Below are 15,754 nucleotides of genomic sequence, written 5' to 3'. Positions count from 1 at the left end.
CGTCCCATCCTGCGCCCGAGTCAAGGCGAGGAAGCATTATGACACCCGAAGATCTCGACACCGTGATGGCCGCGCGCTTTTCCTGCCGCGGCTTCCGGCCCGACCAGGTGCCGCGCGACAGGATCGAGGCCATCGTCGCCACCGCCCGCCGCGCGCCCTCCTGGTGCAATGCCCAGCCCTGGCAGCTGGCGATCACCGCGGGGGCCGAGACCGACCGCTTCCGCGCCGCCCTGCGCGCCGAGGCGGCCGAGGCCCCCCACACACCCGACATCCCCTTCCCCACCGGCTACTCCGGCGTCTACCAGGACCGTCGCCGCACCTGCGGCTGGGCGCTCTACGACGCGGTGGGCGTGCAGAAGGGCGACCGCGCCGCGTCTACCGCCCAGGCGATGAAGAACTTCGACCTCTTCGGCGCCCCGCATTGCGCCATCGTCTCCTCGCCCGCCGAACTCGGGCCCTACGGAGCGCTCGACTGCGGCGGCTTCGTCACCGCCTTCTGCCTGGCCGCCCAGGCGCAGGGCGTGGCGACGATCCCGCAGGCCGCCGTCGCCTCCTTCGCGCCCTTCCTGCATCGGCACTTCGGCATTCCCGACGACCGGCTGGTGCTCTGCGCCATCTCCTTCGGCTATGCCGACCCCGACCACCCGGCCAACGGCTTCCGCACCGAACGCGCCACCGTGGCCGACATCGTGGATTGGCGCGGCTGATGCGGGCGCTGGTACAACGGGTCTCCGAGGCCTCCGTCTCGGTCAACAACACCATCATCGGCGAGACCGGCCCAGGCCTGCTGATCCTCGTCTGCGCGATGGGCGGCGATACCGAGGCCCAGGCAGAGGTGCTCGCCACCCGCATCTCCAAGCTCCGGATCTTCCGCGACGAGGCGGACAAGATGAACCGTTCGGTGCTGGATATCCAGGGCGCGGCGCTGGTGGTCAGCCAGTTCACCCTCGCCGCCGACACCTCGCGCGGCAACCGCCCCGGCTTTTCCGCCGCAGCGCCGCCCGAGGTGGGCGAAAGGCTCTACCTCCACTTCGCCCGCGCCTTGGCCGACCTCGGCGTGCCGGTCGCCACCGGCCGCTTCGGCGCCGACATGAAGGTGCGCCTGGTCAACGACGGCCCCGTGACCATCTGGATCGAGTCATGAGCCGCGCCGATGCGCTGGCCATCTGGCACGCCGGTGTCGCCGCGGTCGGCGGCCATGCCGCCGTCGCGTCAGCGCTCCGCGATGCGCACCGCCCCGACCGCATCCTCGCGGTCGGCAAGGCCGCCGCCGACATGACCCGCGCCGCGCTCGACCGCTTCCCCGACGTGCCGGCACTGGTGGTCACCAAGGACGGTCATGGCGCCGGGCTGCCGCCGCAGGCCAGGCTCATCGAATCCGCCCACCCGGTGCCCGACGACCGCTCGCTCGCCGCCGGCCGTGCGCTGCGGGCCGCGGTAGCCGAGATGCCCGCCGGGTCCCGGCTGCTGCTGCTGGTCTCCGGCGGCGCCTCGGCCCTGGCCGAAGACCTGGTCGAGGGCAAAACCCTGGCCGACCTCGCCGCCCTCAACCGCGCCCTGCTTGCCAGCGGCAAGGACATCACCGCCATGAACGCCGAACGCCGCCGCATCAGCCGGGTCAAGGGCGGCGGCCTGCTGGCGGGCTTCACCGGCGGCGCGGTCACGGTGCTCGCCATCTCCGACGTGCCCGGCGACGACCTCGGCGTGATCGGCTCGGGCATCGGTTCGGCCCCCGACGCCCCCGACTTTGCCTATGACGCCCGCATCGTCGCCTCCAACGCCACCGCCCGCGCCGCCGCAAGGGCCAAGGCGCAGCGGCTCGGCTATCCGGTGCTGGACGAGCAGGAAGCCCTGCACGACGACCTGCACCGCCTCGCCGCGCACTGGGGCCCGCGGCTGCGCGCCATGGCCCGCGGCGCGCTCATCCTCGGCGGCGAGCCGACCGTGGTCCTGCCCGAGAACCCCGGCCGGGGCGGGCGCAACCAGGCCCTGGCCCTCGCCCTCGCCCGCGAGATCGCCGGCACCGAGGGCCTTCAGCTCGTCGTCGGTGGCACCGATGGCAGCGACGGCCCGACCGATGCCGCCGGCGGTATCGTCGACGGCACCACCTGGGCCGAGGGCGGGCAACAGGCGCTCGACCGCGCCGACGCGGGAACCTTCCTCGCCGCCCGTGGCGCGCTGCTTGTCACCGGCCCGACCGGCACCAACGTGATGGACCTGCTGATCGCCCTCAGGGGCTGACGCACGCAGACTGTGCGCGGACGGCCCTGTGCAGGCGCCGCAACAAGATCTATCCTGCCCGCACCAACCGGGGGAGACCGACATGACCGACACGCTGCCCACCTATTTCATCTCGCACGGCGGCGGCCCCTGGCCCTGGCTGCCCGAGATGCGGCGCATGTTCGCCAACCTCGAAGCCTCGCTGGTCAAGATGCGCGCCGAGCGGCCCAAGGCGGTGCTGATGATCTCCGGCCACTGGGAGACCGAAGAGGTTGCGGTGATGTCCTCGGCCCATCCGCCGATGGTCTACGACTACTACGGCTTCCCGCCGGAAACCTACCAGATCGTCTACCCCGCCCCCGGCGCGCCAAAGCTGGCGCAGCGCACCGCCGACCTGCTCTCTGCCGCCGGCCACAGGGTCCATCTCGACGGCAAGCAGGGCTTCGACCACGGCACCTTCGCCCCCATGGCGGTGATCTGGCCCGAGGCCGACATGCCCACCTACCAGCTCTCGATCCGCAAGGACTACGACCCGGCCACCCATTTCGCCATCGGCCGCGCCCTCGCCCCGCTGCGCGACGAGGGCGTGCTGATCGTCGGCTCGGGCCTCAGCTTCCACAACCTGCGCATGTTCGGCCCCGAGGCCCGCGTCCCCTCCGAGGCCTTCGACGCCTGGCTCGGCCAGGCCCTCGCGCTGCCTGCCGACCAGCGCACCGCCGCGCTGCTCGACTGGGAAAGCGCGCCATACGCCCGGCTCTGCCACGCCCAGGAAGACCACCTCGTGCCGCTCTTCGTCGCCCTCGGCGCGGCCGAGCATGACAAGGCCGAACGGGTCTACCACGATGTCATGCTGCGCGGCGGCGTCACCGCATCAAGCTATCGGTTCCACTGACCCCGGCCTATTCGTAGACCCACAGCCCCTGCCCCAGCGCCTCGATCGCCAGCACGATCCGCTCAAAGCTGGCATCGGCCCGCGCCGACATGTGCCGGGCCCGCAGGAAGCCATGCACCAGCCCCCGCTCGTGCACCAGCTTCACCGGCACATCCGCCGCCTCCAGCAGCCGGGCATAATCCGCCCCGTCGCTGGCGCCGGGGTCGCATTCGGCGGTGAAGATCACCGTGCGCGGCAGGTCGTCGAAATCCTTGTCCAGCAAGGGCGAATAGGTGGCATCCCCCGCCGGCACCACCCCGCCCGAGCGCACGCCCCGGTAATACATCAGCGCCGCCGCGCTCAGCAGCGGCGCCTCGGCATGGTCCCGATAGGACGCGCCGGTGCCATCGGCGCCCAGCGCCGGATAGATCAGCACCTGTCCGATCACGTTGCGCAGCCGCCCCCGCGCGTGATGTGCGACACTCGCCATCAGCGTCGCCCCGGCGCTATCGCCCGCCAGCACGATCGGCAGGTCGAAACTCTCCTCGACCCATTCCACCGCAGCAAAGCAGTCGTCGAAGGCCACCGGATGCGCATGTTCCGGGGCCAGCCGGTAATCGACCGCCACCACCCGATAGCCGGTCTGGTTGCAGATCTCGGCGCAGATGTCGTCGTGGCTCTCCAGCCCGCCCTTCACGAAACCGCCGCCATGGGCATAGACCACCGTGCAGCTCGGCTCGCCCTGTTCGTAAACGCGCACCGGCACCTGCCCGATCCTGCGGTCCTCGGTACTCACCCCCTCGGGGCGATCCTGCCGGAAGGCGGCGCAGAGCGCGTCATAGGCCCGCCGCTCGGCCTCCAGCCCTTCCCCCTCGGGGGGGAAGGACTCCGACTTGCGGATGAACGCGAGGATCTCGGCGTCGAGCAGCGCGGAATAGTCGGGCATCGGCGCGGCCTCAGGCCACCCATTCCCAGGGCCGGGTGAATTCGCCCAGCACCCGGCTGACATCGGCCTCGTCCGCGCCGTTGCGGTCAAGCTGCGCCACCAACCCACGCTTCTTGTCGTCGATCACCCGCGCCACCCGCGCCTGGACCTTCGCTGCCTCCAGCGCCTCGTTGTAGATCCGCGTGATCGCCTCCTTGCGCAGGTCCGGCTTGAACACCTTGCCAACCGCCGTCTTCGGCAGCTCGGTCATGATGGTCATGTGCTTGGGCTGCGCCGCGCGCTCGTGCACGTGCACCTTGCAATGCTCGATCAACTCTTCCTCGGTCACCTTCGCCCCGGCCACCAGCTCGACATAGGCGCAGGGCATCTCGCCCACGCGCGCATCCGGCTGACCGATCGCCCCGGCGAATGCCACGGCAGGGTGCGACAGCAGCGCCTCCTCGATCTCGGCCGGGTCGATGTTGTGCCCGCCGCGGATGATCAGGTCCTTCGCCCGCCCGGTGATCCAGAGATAGCCGTCACCGTCGATCCGCCCCAGGTCGCCCGTGCGCAGGTAGGAGGTGCGATAGTAGAGATCCTTGTTCTTGTCTTCCTCGGTATAGGTGTGCCCGGCATAGACGCCCGGATTGGCGATGCAGATCTCGCCCACCTCGTCCACGCCCGCCTCGATCGGGCCATCCGGCGTGCCCTTGTAGATTTTGACGTCGCTATAGGGGAAGGGAATCCCGACGCTGCCAATCTTCTTCACCCCGTCCACCGGGTTGCACGACACCACGCAGGTCGCCTCGGTCAGGCCGTAACCTTCGATGATGTTGATGCCGGTCGCCGATTCAAACCGCTTGAACAGCTCGACCGGCAGCGGTGCCGAACCCGAAAAGGCCTTCTTCACCGTCGAGATATCGGCATTCACCGGCCGCTGCATCTTGGCCGAGATGGCGGTCGGCACGGTGATGATGAAAGTCGTCTTCCAGCGTTCGCACAACTTCCAGAAGTTGTCGAAGACGCCCTCGCCCCGATAGCCCTGCGGCGTCGGGAAGACCACATGCGCACCCGAGGCCAGGCTGCCCATCACGATGGGATAGCAGGCGAAGACGTGGAACAGCGGCAGCGGGCACATCACCGAATCCTTCTCGGTATAGAGCAGCCGATGGCTGATCCAGCCGTTGTAGATCGCGCCCGAATAGAAATGCTGCGCCACCTTCGGCATCCCGGTGGTGCCGCCGGTGTGGAAATAGAAGGCCACCCGGTCGACCGGGTTGTCGGCAAAGCTCAGCGTCTTGGGCTGCTTCGCCATCTCACGGTTGAAGCTCTTGTAGTCGGCGTGCAGCTTGCCCTCGATCTTGGGCCGGATCAGCGGCACGATCCAGCTCTTGGGCGGGGTCAGATAGCGGTTGAGGTCGACCTCCAGCACCGTCTTGACGTTGGGCGCATGGCGCACCGCCTCGGCCACCTTCTGCGCCACGTCGGTCTTGGGGAAGGGCCGCAGCGTCACCACCACCTTGGCATTGGTCTCGCGCAGGATCGAGGCGATCTGCTCGGGCTCAAGCAGCGGGTTGATCGGGTTCACGATCCCGGCGGTCGCCCCGCCCAGCAGCGCCAGCAGCGTTTCGTTGCAGTTCGGCAGGACATAGGCCACCACGTCCTTCTCGCCGATCCCGAGCGAGCGGAACAGGTTCGCCGTCTGGTTCACCTTCTCCAGCGTCTCGGTCCAGGTCAGCGTCTCGGCCTTGTCCGTGGGCCCCGACAGCAGCTGGAAGCTGAAGGCCTTGTTCTCCGGGAACGCTTTGGCCGTGCGCGACAGCATCTGGTGCAGCGTGACCGGCAGGTCGCGCTTGCTCCAGGGCATCTCGTTTTCGATTGCGTCGCGGTCGGCCTTGGTCGCGATGGACATATTCTTCTTCCTCCCCTGCCCCTTTCCGGGGCCCATTTGTTCGGCAGAGAATGAAAGGAATTTCCGAACCGCGCAAGCGCCGGGCATTCTGACGTCGCGCCAGTTCTACTCGGCGGCGAGCCCGTCGGTGAACTGCAGCCGCGCCAGCCTTGCGTAAAGCCCGCCCTCGGCCACCAGTTGGTCATGGCTGCCGGTGGCTATGATCCGCCCCTGGTCCAGCACCACGATCCGGTCCGCCTTCTTTACCGTCGCCAGGCGGTGCGCAACGATCAGCGTGGTGCGCCCCTTGGCCAATAGGTCAACCGCCTGCTGCACCGCACGCTCGCTCTCGGCATCCAGCGCCGAGGTCGCCTCGTCCAGCAGCAGCACCGGCGCATCGCGCAGGATCGCCCGCGCGATGGCGATGCGCTGCTTCTGCCCGCCCGAGAGCATCACGCCGCGCTCGCCGACATAGGCGTCATAGCCCTCGGGCAACGCCGCGATGAAGTCATGCGCCGCCGCCGCCCGCGCCGCCGCCTCGACCTCGGCATCGCTGGCCGAGGGCCGCCCGAAGCGAATGTTCTCGCGTGCCGTGGCGGCAAAGATCACGGGGTCTTGCGGCACCATCGCCAGGTGGCGGCGGAACTCGTCGCGGTTCAGTTCGCGCAGGTCCATCCCGTCCAGCAGGACGCGGCCCGCATCCGGGTCATAGAACCGCTGGATCAGCTGGATCACCGTGGTCTTGCCCGCGCCCGACGGCCCGACAAAGGCCACCGTCTCGCCCGGCGCGATGGTCAGCACGATGTCGTCCAGCGCCTGGGTGCCCGGCCGCGACGGATAGGCAAAGCTGACGTGGTCGAAGGTGATCTCGCCGCGCACCGGCTCGGCCAGCCGCTTCGGCGCCGCCGGGTCAAGCACGGTGTCGGTGGCGCGCAGCAACTCGATCAGCCGCTCGGTCGCCCCCGCCGCCCGCTGCAACTCGCCCCAGATCTCGCTCAGCGCCGCCACGCCCCCGGCCACCATGACCGAGTAGATCACGAACTGCACCAGTGCGCCTTCGGTCATCGCCCCCGCCCGCACGTCGCGCGCGCCGATCCACAGCACGCCGACCACGCCGCAGAACACTAGGAAGATAATGATGACCGTCATCAGCGCCCGCGTCCGCATCCGCCGGATCGACACGTCATAGGCGGTCTCGGTCATCTCCGCGAACTGTGCCCGGCTGGCCGCCTCATGGGTGAAGGCCTGCACCGTCTGCACCGCGCCCAGCGTCTCGGCCGCATTACCCGACGAGGCCGCGATCCAGTCCTGGTTCTCGCGGCTGATCCGCCGCAGCCGCCGGCCCAGCGTCAGGATCGGCACGATCACCAGCGGCACCAGCAGCAGGACAAGCCCGGTCAGCTTGGCCGAGGTCGCCAGCATCAGCACCAGCCCACCCAGGAAGATCAGCACGTTGCGCAGCGCGATCGACGCGGACGACCCCAGCACCGACTGGATCAGCGTGGTGTCGGTGGTGATCCGGCTCAGCACCTCGCCGGTCATGATGTTCTCGTAGAAGGCCGGGCTCATCCCCAGCACGCGGTCGAAGACCGCCTTGCGGATATCGGCCACCACCCGCTCGCCCAGCCTGGTCACCAGCGCATAGCGCACGCCGGTGCCCACGGCGAGCAGCCCGGCAATCCCGATGGCCGCCAGGAAATACTGATCCAGCAGCGCCCCGTTCTCGATCCGGAAGGTGTCGATCACCCGGCGCACCGCCAGCGGCAGCGCAAGCGAGACCATGGCCGTGAAGCTCAGCGCCAGCAGCGCCGCCACCATCAGACCGCGATAGGGCCGCACGAAGGGCCACAGCGCCTCGAGCCCGCCAATATTGCGCGAGGTCGCCCGCTCCTCGCTTGCGCCCGGCGCGGTCGGTGCGGGCGGTCGGGCGTTCGGAGTCCTGGCCATGGGTCGTCCTGTGCTTCCGGGCGCATGTACGCCCTTTTCTGGGCCCCGTTCATGGCCTCCGGGCGGGTTGGGGTCAAGCGCCCTGACATGCGACCACTTGACGAGGCCGGGCCTCACTCCGCACAATCTCCGCCACGCGACGGGCAAGATCCGGCGCGACCGGCAGAGGACGGTCGCCCCCAAAGCCCCCAACCGCCCGCGGCGATTTCCGGAAATGCACTTTCATACCCCTATAACGCGGTGAGACAGCATGGCGGCAACAATCGAACCCGGCACCTCCTCGAAGGAAGCCCAGGACCTCCAGAAAAGATTGGTGAAATTCGGCTACTCGGTCCCGACCGACGGCAGCATGGACGACCGGACCATGAAGGCGGTCAACGACCTCTCGGGCCGCATCGGCTACAACTCCAGCCTCAAGACGGTCGACGCCGGTTTCCTCAAGGCTCTGGCCGCCTTCGAGAAGAAGAAGTTCCACAAGATCAAGCTCTGCGGCACCTTATACGTGGTCGACGATGAAGAGCTGGAAAAGCTGAAGAAGGCCTTCGCCCCCCATGCTGAGAAATCGATCCAGCCCTATGTCTCGATGGCCGAAGAGGTGCAGTCGCTCTGGAAGGCGCATGACGACACCCGCAGCGACAACTGGTTCTGGTCCACTGTCATCGAAAAGGCCGCCGGCATCAGCTTCCCCCCCAAGTCGGTTGCCGACGGCGCGCTGAAATCGGCCGAGAACCTCAAGTCGGCGGCCCGCAACCTGCGCCTCACCAAGTCGCTCTACGCGACCGAGACGAACAACATCCGCAAGGCCTTCGCCACCATCGACCAGTACCGCGACGAGCTGTTCATCGGCGCCGAGGGGCTGGTGGTCCAGCTCCAGGCGATCGAGCAGAGCTGCGTGGTCACGCTGGAAATCTCCGCCGCGCTGGCCACCGGCGGCGCTTCGGTGCAGGCGCAGATCGCGCTCTCCATGGCCGTCGCGGGCTATGCCCAGGCCCTGAAAGAGGTCGAAACCGCCTCGGTCCAGGCCAATTACAAGGTGATCGACGGGCTGGGCCGCATCGCGTTTTCGGCCGGCATCGACGGGGTCTGCAACATGATCCTCAAGGGCCCCAAGGGCAAGGCGGTGCTCGACGGGATCGAGAAGGCGGCGCTGAAGGAAGCATCGCCCATGCTCAAGACCTATATCGTCAAGGGCATCCGCGGCGGCGGCGAGAAGATGATCGAGGACGGCATCAAGGGCCTCGGCAGCCTGCTCACCGACCCTTCCAAGAAGCTGACCCTCGAAGAGGTCATCAAGGCCGCCGTCGCCAGCTTCGTCACCGGCATGAGCGTCGGCATCCTCGACAAGACCGCCGCCAAATGGGGCAAGAGCGCCTCGAAGAACTTCTACGCCAAGGACTTCGAGGTCTTCGGCAAGAACGTCGAACTCGACAAGGCCGGCGAAGAGGCCATCAAGAAGACCATCGAGAAGGTCGCCGGCGGCATCGCCGAATCCGTGATCTCGAACTGGGATCCCAAGAAGGACGCCAACAAGGCCTATGACGCCATCAAGGCCGCCGTCCTGGGCGACTCGCGGGTCAAGGCCACGGCCAAGAAATACGCCAAGAAGAAGTGACGCGCCGCCTCAGGCCACAACCGAGCTGTCTCTGGTGAGGTTCTGGAGCGGGCGGCGGGAATCGAACCCGCGTCTTTAGCTTGGAAGGCTAAGGTCTTACCATTACACAACGCCCGCTCGGCGCCTATTCACCTATGTCACCGATCCGGCGGCGTCAAGTATGGCGCGACCATTCCCGGCATTGCACGATCCGGGCAGACGCAGAGCCCGGGCCCGACCGGCCATGCGTCGCTCAAGCCGTCTTCCGCTCCAGGCCCTGAACGCAACAGGGGCTGAAATCCCGCTCCTCGGCCACGCAGTTTGACCGCGCACAAACTCCGGCCGCGCCAATCTGCGACAATGGCCCCGGATGATGCGGGAAATGCCATGGCCGAGATGGACATCGACGATCTGGATCTGACCCTGGCCGAGATATTCCGTCGCTGGCCCTGGATGGTCCGCGTCTTCCTCGACCACCAGACCCACTGCCCGATGTGCCCCATCGCGCCCTATCACACCATCATCGACCTCTGCGCCGAGTATCACCTCGACGAAACCGCCTTCCGCGGCGAATTGCGGAGACTGCTGGAGGAACGCGACCCTAGGACGCGCCGCTGAGCAGGAACAGCCGGTGCGGTTCGGTCACCGTGATCTGCTTGCGGGCCGAGCTGACGATGCCGTCCTTCTCCCAGGCCGACAGCAGGCGGCTGACCGTGTGCAACGTGGTGCCGGTCATCTCGGCCACTTCCGCGCGGGTGATCGGAAAGCCGATCTCGATGGCATTGCCGACCCGTGTGCCCGACTGGTTGGCGAGGTGCAGCAGCGCCGAGGCGACCCGCTGCTCGACCGCCTTGGTGGCAAGATCGGCGATGCGCGCGTGCAACTCGCCCATGCGCTCGCCTATCGTCTTCCAGGTCTCGGTGGCGAAACCGTCATATCGGCTCACGAAACCTCCCCAGCAGTGGCTCGGCCAGGACAGGGCGACAATCTCGGCCGCAGCGACGGCGGTGGCCGGATAGGTGTCGCGCCCGAAGGCCGGGGCGATGCCGAAGAGCTGCCCCGCCGGGATATGCAGCGGGATGACCTGCGCGCCGTCGGGCGTGGTGCGCACCACCCGGATGATCCCGTCGAGCAGAAGGAAGAAGCGTTCCGCCGGATCGCCGTCGTGGAACACCGTGGTGCCCTCCTCGAACCGGCGCGGCATCGCGAGGTCCAGGATCTCGCGGATCTGCGGCCGCGACAACCGGCTGAAGGGCGGCAGGCCGGCCAAAAGGCTTTCATCGAGCTTGGCCAATTGCGCGGGCCCTCAGTTTGCGGCGGGACAACGTTCCGGCCCCATCAATACCGCAAGCTCCGGAAGTACGAAACCCACGATACATGCAGCAAGGAACGACCATGCCGACCCGCGCCACCGCCCCCTGCCCGCCGCTGCTCAGCCACGGCTTCCGAACCTTCTTCCTCGCCGCCACCCTCTTCGCCATCGCCGTGGTACCGCTCTGGTTCGCGGTCTGGCGCGGCGACGTGAACCTGGGCGGCCCCTTCCCGCCCCTGGACTGGCACGTGCACGAGATGATCTTCGGCTATGCCGGCGCGGTGATCGCCGGGTTCCTCTTCACGGCGGTGCCGAACTGGACCGGGCGGATGCCGATCCGCGGCTGGCCGCTGATGCTGCTGGCGCTGCTCTGGCTGGCAGGTCGCCTTGCGGTCGCGGGCCTGCCGCCGCTGCCGCCGCTTGCCGTCATGGCCGTCGATGCCGCCTTTCTCGCCGCCATCGCCCTGATGATCCTGGTCGAGATCGTCGCCGGCAGGAACTGGCGCAATCTCAAGGTCATGGTGCCGGTCTTGCTCCTGCTCGCGGCCAACGTGACCTTTCACGCCGAGACGATGATCGAAGGCACCAGCGATATCGGACGCCGGCTCGGCCTGACGGCGGTCCTCTTCCTCATCATGCTGATCGGCGGGCGGATCGTGCCGAGCTTCACCCGCAACTGGCTGGTGCGGCAGGGCAGCCCCTCGCTGCCCGCGCCCTTCTCGCGCTTCGACGCTGCCTGCCTGGTGGCCGGCGCGCTGGCGCTGGCGGCCTGGACCGTCGCGCCGGCATATGCCCCGACGGGCGCTCTTCTGGCCCTGGCGGGCCTGCTGCACCTGCTGCGCCTCGCCCGCTGGCGCGGCGCGGCAAGCTGGCGCTCGCCGCTCCTGGCGATGCTGCACCTGGCCTACCTGTTCCTGCCGCTGGGGCTGCTCGCCACCGCGGCGGGTGCCTTTGGCCTGACGCCAGCCGCCACCGGCACCCACCTGCTGGGCATCGGCGCCATTGGCGGCATGACGGTCGCCGTGATGATCCGCGCCAGCAAGGGCCACACCGGCCGCCCGCTGGAGGCCGGAGCCATACTGACCGTCGGTTTCGTGCTGATCCTCGCCGCCGCACCGGTGCGCGCCTTCATGGCCGGGCAGGCCGTCCTCGGCCTCGACGGTGTCGCCTTGGCCGCGCTGCTCTGGACCCTGGGCTTCGCGGCGGTCGCGCTGCGGCTGGCCCCCTGGCTGGTGACACCCAATTCCGACCGGCGGCGGCCGACAGCCGCCCCGGCCTGATCCTCCCGCAGTTTGTGCTTACGCAAAGTCCATCCGGCCCGGCCGGTCTATGCCCCCAGGTGTCACGACAACGCGCAGACAAGAAAGGAAATACGATGCAACGCAGACTTCCCCTGATGGCCGCCATGCTGGCCGGGCTTCTCGCACAGGCCGCAAACGCGGCCGAGATCGAGGTGAAGATGCTGAACAAGGGCGCCGCCGGCGCAATGGTCTTCGAACCGGATTTCATCAAGGCCGAGGTCGGCGACACCGTCCGCTTCGTTCCCACCGACAAGGGACACAATGCCGAGACGATCAAGGGAATGGTGCCCGAGGGCGCCGGGATGGTTGTCGGCAAGATGAACGAGGAGGTCACGGTCGAGATCACCACCGCAGGCGTCTGGGGCATCCGCTGCAAGCCGCATTTCGGCATGGGCATGGTCGCTCTGATCGCCGCTGGCGAGCCCGCGAACCTGGAGGCGGCGAAGGAGGCGAAGGTGCCCTCGAAGGCCAAGGCAAAGTTCGAGGCCCTGTTCGAGCAGACCGAGGGCGAGTGACGCCCAACGTCACCGCGACATGGCGAGGCCGGGCATTGCCCGGCCTTTGCCGTTTCAGACGGTGAGCACCCGGATGTCGTCCCCCTCCAGCGCACGCAGGGCGGCCTCCGGCATCAGCACGGCGGCGGTCGAGAGGGCATCGGCCAGGGCGGCACTATCGGCGATGACGCTGGCCTGCGCCCGCGCCGGTTCGGCCCAGCCGGAACCGGGTTGGAAGATATGGCCGATCCGCCCCTTGGCATCGAGCACCGTGCCAAGGGCCACCGAAGTGGCAATCGCGTGATTGTCGAGCGTCACGCGCCGCGCGGTGCCAGCGATGCCGACCCGCCAGCCAGTGCCAAGGACCGCGATCTCGCCCATGTCCACCAGCACCTCTCCCAGCCCCCGCGCGCGCAGCAGCCCGGCGATGCGGTCGGTGATGAAACCCTGCGCGATGCCGTTCAGGGTCAGCGCCATGCCCGGCTCCAGCCGGATGGCCTCGGCGTCGAAGGCGACACGGCCGAAGCCGGTGAGGCCACAGGCCCGCTCCAGCGCCGCACCCGAGCAGGGCCGCCCGGCGGCCCCCGCCTCGGCATAGGCCGCGAACAGCGGCTGGACGCTCGGGTCGAACAGGCCGCCGGTCATCGCATGGGCCGTCCGCGCCAGCGTCAGCACCTCCAGCAGCTCGGGCGGCGGCAAGTCGAGCCGGCCCCGGCGGTTCAGCCGCACCAGCGCGCTGTCAGACCGGTAAAGCGAGAAGATCGCTTCAAGCCGGGCAAGCTCGGCCTCGACCTCGGCGAGCAGCGGCGCGCCCTCGGCCTGGCTCAGATGGCGGATGTGCAGGCTGGCATGGGCGCCCAGTGCCTGCCCCTGCCAGCGGGCCTCGGCGGCCAGGGCGGCACGGCCCGGCAGGGCCAGCGCGGCGGCAGAGATGGTCAGCAGGCGGCGACGGGTCAGCGTACTCATTTCGAATGTCCCTGGTGAGGCAGGTTGGCGGAAAGGGCGCCGCTGCGGATGAGGTCATCGGGCACCTCGGCCCAGGCGACCACGCGGCCGCCGTTCTCGGCCGCCCAGCCCTGCGCGGCAGCCTCGGAGGCGAAGGGCACCGCCTCGGGCAGCCCCATGCCGCCACTGACGCGGCTTCCGATGACAAAATGCGCGGTGTCGGCGGCGATCCAGTTGTCGATACCGGGTTCGCCCCAGCTTTCGGCGCGGCCCATGTCCGAGACATATGTCACGACGATCGCCGCCGGCTTCTCGCGGTCGGCGCGGAAGGCGGCGGCATCGCCGACCTGGCTGAACCAGAACGGCTGGGCATAGCCTTCGACGAAGACCTGCGCCTTCGGGCCGGGGTGGTCGGCGAGATACATCTGGCAGTAATGGCCCAGCGCCTCGTCGGTCATCGCCAGCGGGCCGGGCAGCTCGTCGGCGTCCTCGCGGCAGGCGACGAGCCCGAGGGCAAGGGTGAGGATCAGCAGCGGCTTCATGGCACGAGTCTCCGGATCAGGGCCAGCCCGCCGGCCAGCGCCGCAACGGCCCAGAGGGCCAGCGGCACCAGCGCGGCGGCGGGCGGAACAGGCAGGGTCCGGGCCAGCCCGTCGATGCCGGCAACCGGCGCACCGTCGAGCTGGACCAGGTTGTAGAGGCGGAAGGCATCGGCCGGGTTTGCCAGCACCAGCCAGGGGAAGATGTCGGTGGTGAAGCCGCTGTCACCCGCGGCGATCACCGCGCCCAGCAAGGCGACGTCATAGAGCACCACGAAGACCAGCCAGACCCCCACCGCCAGCGCCGCCGCGGTGCCGGTGCGCCGCGCGCCGACCGAGATCAGCAGTCCAAGCGCGGCAAAGACCGCGCCGAGCGCGAGGCTGGTGAGCCCAAGGCGCAGCCAGGCGAGCAGGCCCGGCCCCGTCACACCGGTCGTCGCCGCCACCAGCAGCACCGAGGCGGCGAAGGCGGTCAGGATCGCAAGACCCACCACCAGGCACTGCGCCACCAGCTTGCCGAGGAACAACTCGGCCCGCCCCAGCGGCGTCGCCAGTGCCAGGGCCAGGGTGCCGCGGTCGATCTCTCCCGCCAGCGCGTCGTAGGAGATCAGCAGCGCCAGCAGCGGGATCAGGTAGACCGCCAGCGTGGCGAGGCTCGCGGCGGTCAGGGTCAGCGTATCGGTGCGGGTCTGCCCGACCTGCCCGATGGCAAACAGCGCCAGGGCAAGGGCAAAGACCGTCATCAGCACGGTTGCCAGCACTGCCCAGCGGTTGCGCCGGGCGATGCGGAACTCCTGGCCGGTGACGGCGGCGATGCGAAGAAGCGGGGTCATGACCGGCCTCCGTTGTCGGAATAGAAGCGATAGACGTCGTTCAGGCTGGGCAGGCGAACCTCGATGTCCGCCACGCCTTCATCGGCCGCGATCCGCCGGACCAGGTCGAACTTCAGCTTCATGTCGCAGGACAGCTCCAGCGCCGTGCCGTTGAAACGGGTGCCGCCAAAGCGTGTCTGCAGTGCATCGGCCTGCCCGGCACGGGCGGTGACGCGGATCTGCGCCCGCAGCGCGGCGGCCTCGGCCAGCGCCGCCAGCGGCCCCTGTGCGACCAGCCGCCCGGCCGAGAGGATCGCGACACGGTCGGTGCGGTTCTCGACCTCCTCCAGCCCGTGCGACGACAGCACCACCGCCGCGCCCCGCCCCGCCACCTCGGCGATCAGCGCATAGAAGTCGCGGCGCGAGACCGGGTCGAGGCCCGAGGTCGGCTCGTCCAGCAGCAGCAGGCCCGGCGCACCGATCAGCGCCTGCGCCAGCCCGAGCCTCTGGCGCATCCCCTTCGACCAGGTGCCGACCGGGCGGCGGGCGGCATGGGCCACGCCGACTTTCTCCAGCAGCGGCATCACCACCGACACCGGCTCGCCGCGCAGCCGCGCGAAGAAGCTCAGGACTTCGAGGCCGGTGAGGGCGCGATGAAAGACGACATTCTCGGGCAGATAGCTGACCAACCCGCGCGCAGCGGCGCTGCCGGGAAGGTGGCCGCCGATGCTCAGCTGGCCCGCCGCTGGCTTCAGGAAGCCGAGCACCGAGCGGAAGAAAGTCGACTTGCCCGCCCCGTTGTGGCCGAGCAAGGCGAGCGTCTCGCCCGGCGCCACCGAAAGCGACAGGCCGTCGAGGGCGGTGAAACCGCCGAAACGCACGGTCAGGTCGCGCACGTCAAGCATG

16 protein-coding genes and 1 tRNA gene are annotated in these 15,754 nt (G+C 68.9%); 8 read left to right on the top strand and 9 right to left on the bottom strand.

Translation table 11 applies throughout. The features are described 5' to 3' along the window. Window positions 1-38: 38 nt before the first annotated feature. From IE266_RS15490 to IE266_RS15475, 4 genes are all read left to right on the top strand, one after another. On the top strand, window positions 39-707 hold the full coding sequence (locus tag IE266_RS15490; protein WP_189681013.1) for a nitroreductase: 669 nt from the start codon (window positions 39-41) through the stop codon (window positions 705-707). After that, window positions 707-1,144, top strand: coding sequence for a D-aminoacyl-tRNA deacylase (dtd, locus tag IE266_RS15485; RefSeq protein WP_189681012.1), 438 nt, complete (start codon window positions 707-709; stop codon window positions 1,142-1,144). Before IE266_RS15490 ends, dtd begins: the two co-directional genes overlap by 1 nt. Then, window positions 1,141-2,241: a DUF4147 domain-containing protein gene (locus IE266_RS15480; RefSeq protein WP_189681011.1), complete on the top strand. Its 1,101-nt coding sequence runs from the start codon at window positions 1,141-1,143 to the stop codon at window positions 2,239-2,241. Before dtd ends, IE266_RS15480 begins: the two co-directional genes overlap by 4 nt. Before the next feature lie 82 nt (window positions 2,242-2,323). Then, window positions 2,324-3,112, top strand: coding sequence for a DODA-type extradiol aromatic ring-opening family dioxygenase (locus IE266_RS15475; RefSeq protein ID WP_189681010.1), 789 nt, complete (start codon window positions 2,324-2,326; stop codon window positions 3,110-3,112). Between the two features lie 7 nt (window positions 3,113-3,119). Here IE266_RS15475 and IE266_RS15470 read toward each other — a convergent pair whose 3' ends face one another. The 3 genes from IE266_RS15470 to IE266_RS15460 form a co-directional block, all read right to left on the bottom strand. Beyond that, the gene (locus tag IE266_RS15470) at window positions 3,120-4,037 is read right to left on the bottom strand and encodes an alpha/beta hydrolase (RefSeq protein WP_189681009.1); all 918 of its coding nucleotides are present in this window, start codon (window positions 4,035-4,037) and stop codon (window positions 3,120-3,122) included. Between the two features lie 10 nt (window positions 4,038-4,047). Next, window positions 4,048-5,928, bottom strand: a complete 1,881-nt coding sequence (locus tag IE266_RS15465) for an acyl-CoA synthetase (protein ID WP_189681008.1) — start codon at window positions 5,926-5,928, stop codon at window positions 4,048-4,050. 105 nt (window positions 5,929-6,033) lie between these two features. Next, a complete protein-coding gene (locus IE266_RS15460) occupies window positions 6,034-7,854 on the bottom strand; it encodes an ABC transporter transmembrane domain-containing protein (RefSeq protein WP_189681007.1) in 1,821 nt (606 codons plus the stop codon). A gap of 250 nt (window positions 7,855-8,104) precedes the next feature. Here IE266_RS15460 and IE266_RS15455 point away from each other — a divergent pair, with 250 nt between their 5' ends. Then, on the top strand, window positions 8,105-9,466 hold the full coding sequence (locus IE266_RS15455; RefSeq protein ID WP_189681006.1) for a peptidoglycan-binding domain-containing protein: 1,362 nt from the start codon (window positions 8,105-8,107) through the stop codon (window positions 9,464-9,466). A gap of 43 nt (window positions 9,467-9,509) precedes the next feature. On the opposite strand, the gene IE266_RS15450 is transcribed toward IE266_RS15455, so the two are convergent. Then, window positions 9,510-9,583, bottom strand: a tRNA-Gly gene (locus IE266_RS15450). A 249-nt stretch (window positions 9,584-9,832) separates the two neighbouring features. On the opposite strand from IE266_RS15450, the gene IE266_RS15445 reads away from it, so the two are divergent. After that, window positions 9,833-10,063 (top strand): hypothetical protein, encoded by a 231-nt coding sequence (locus tag IE266_RS15445; RefSeq protein ID WP_189681005.1) that lies wholly within the window; start codon window positions 9,833-9,835, stop codon window positions 10,061-10,063. Here the strand turns inward: IE266_RS15445 and IE266_RS15440 are convergent. Continuing rightward, window positions 10,047-10,739, bottom strand: coding sequence for a Crp/Fnr family transcriptional regulator (locus IE266_RS15440; protein ID WP_189681004.1), 693 nt, complete (start codon window positions 10,737-10,739; stop codon window positions 10,047-10,049). The genes IE266_RS15445 and IE266_RS15440 overlap by 17 nt on opposite strands. A 101-nt stretch (window positions 10,740-10,840) precedes the next feature. Here IE266_RS15440 and IE266_RS15435 point away from each other — a divergent pair, with 101 nt between their 5' ends. Both IE266_RS15435 and IE266_RS15430 read left to right on the top strand, forming a co-directional pair. Next, complete coding sequence (locus IE266_RS15435; protein ID WP_189681003.1) at window positions 10,841-12,037, top strand: NnrS family protein; 1,197 nt, start codon at window positions 10,841-10,843, stop codon at window positions 12,035-12,037. A gap of 95 nt (window positions 12,038-12,132) precedes the next feature. Then, window positions 12,133-12,573 (top strand): pseudoazurin, encoded by a 441-nt coding sequence (locus IE266_RS15430; RefSeq protein ID WP_189681002.1) that lies wholly within the window; start codon window positions 12,133-12,135, stop codon window positions 12,571-12,573. 54 nt (window positions 12,574-12,627) lie between these two features. On the opposite strand, the gene IE266_RS15425 is transcribed toward IE266_RS15430, so the two are convergent. Genes IE266_RS15425 through IE266_RS15410 form a run of 4 tightly spaced genes read right to left on the bottom strand, consistent with a single transcriptional unit; the run spans window position 12,628 to window position 15,753 of the window. Then, a complete protein-coding gene (locus tag IE266_RS15425) occupies window positions 12,628-13,518 on the bottom strand; it encodes an FAD:protein FMN transferase (RefSeq protein ID WP_189681001.1) in 891 nt (296 codons plus the stop codon). Continuing rightward, the gene (locus IE266_RS15420) at window positions 13,515-14,039 is read right to left on the bottom strand and encodes a nitrous oxide reductase accessory protein NosL (RefSeq protein ID WP_189681000.1); all 525 of its coding nucleotides are present in this window, start codon (window positions 14,037-14,039) and stop codon (window positions 13,515-13,517) included. Before IE266_RS15420 ends, IE266_RS15425 begins: the two co-directional genes overlap by 4 nt. Continuing rightward, the gene (locus IE266_RS15415) at window positions 14,036-14,869 is read right to left on the bottom strand and encodes an ABC transporter permease (RefSeq protein ID WP_189680999.1); all 834 of its coding nucleotides are present in this window, start codon (window positions 14,867-14,869) and stop codon (window positions 14,036-14,038) included. Before IE266_RS15415 ends, IE266_RS15420 begins: the two co-directional genes overlap by 4 nt. Further along, complete coding sequence (locus tag IE266_RS15410; RefSeq protein ID WP_189681106.1) at window positions 14,866-15,753, bottom strand: ABC transporter ATP-binding protein; 888 nt, start codon at window positions 15,751-15,753, stop codon at window positions 14,866-14,868. The genes IE266_RS15415 and IE266_RS15410 overlap by 4 nt, the downstream gene beginning before the upstream one ends. Window position 15,754: the final 1 nt, after the last annotated feature.

The sequence above is a fragment of the Seohaeicola zhoushanensis genome (genome assembly GCF_014656415.1).
In the GTDB taxonomy this organism is placed as follows: domain Bacteria; phylum Pseudomonadota; class Alphaproteobacteria; order Rhodobacterales; family Rhodobacteraceae; genus Seohaeicola_A; species Seohaeicola_A zhoushanensis.
The sequence above is the reverse complement of the archived record's forward strand: the minus strand, read 5'-3'. Positions and strand labels throughout refer to the sequence as shown.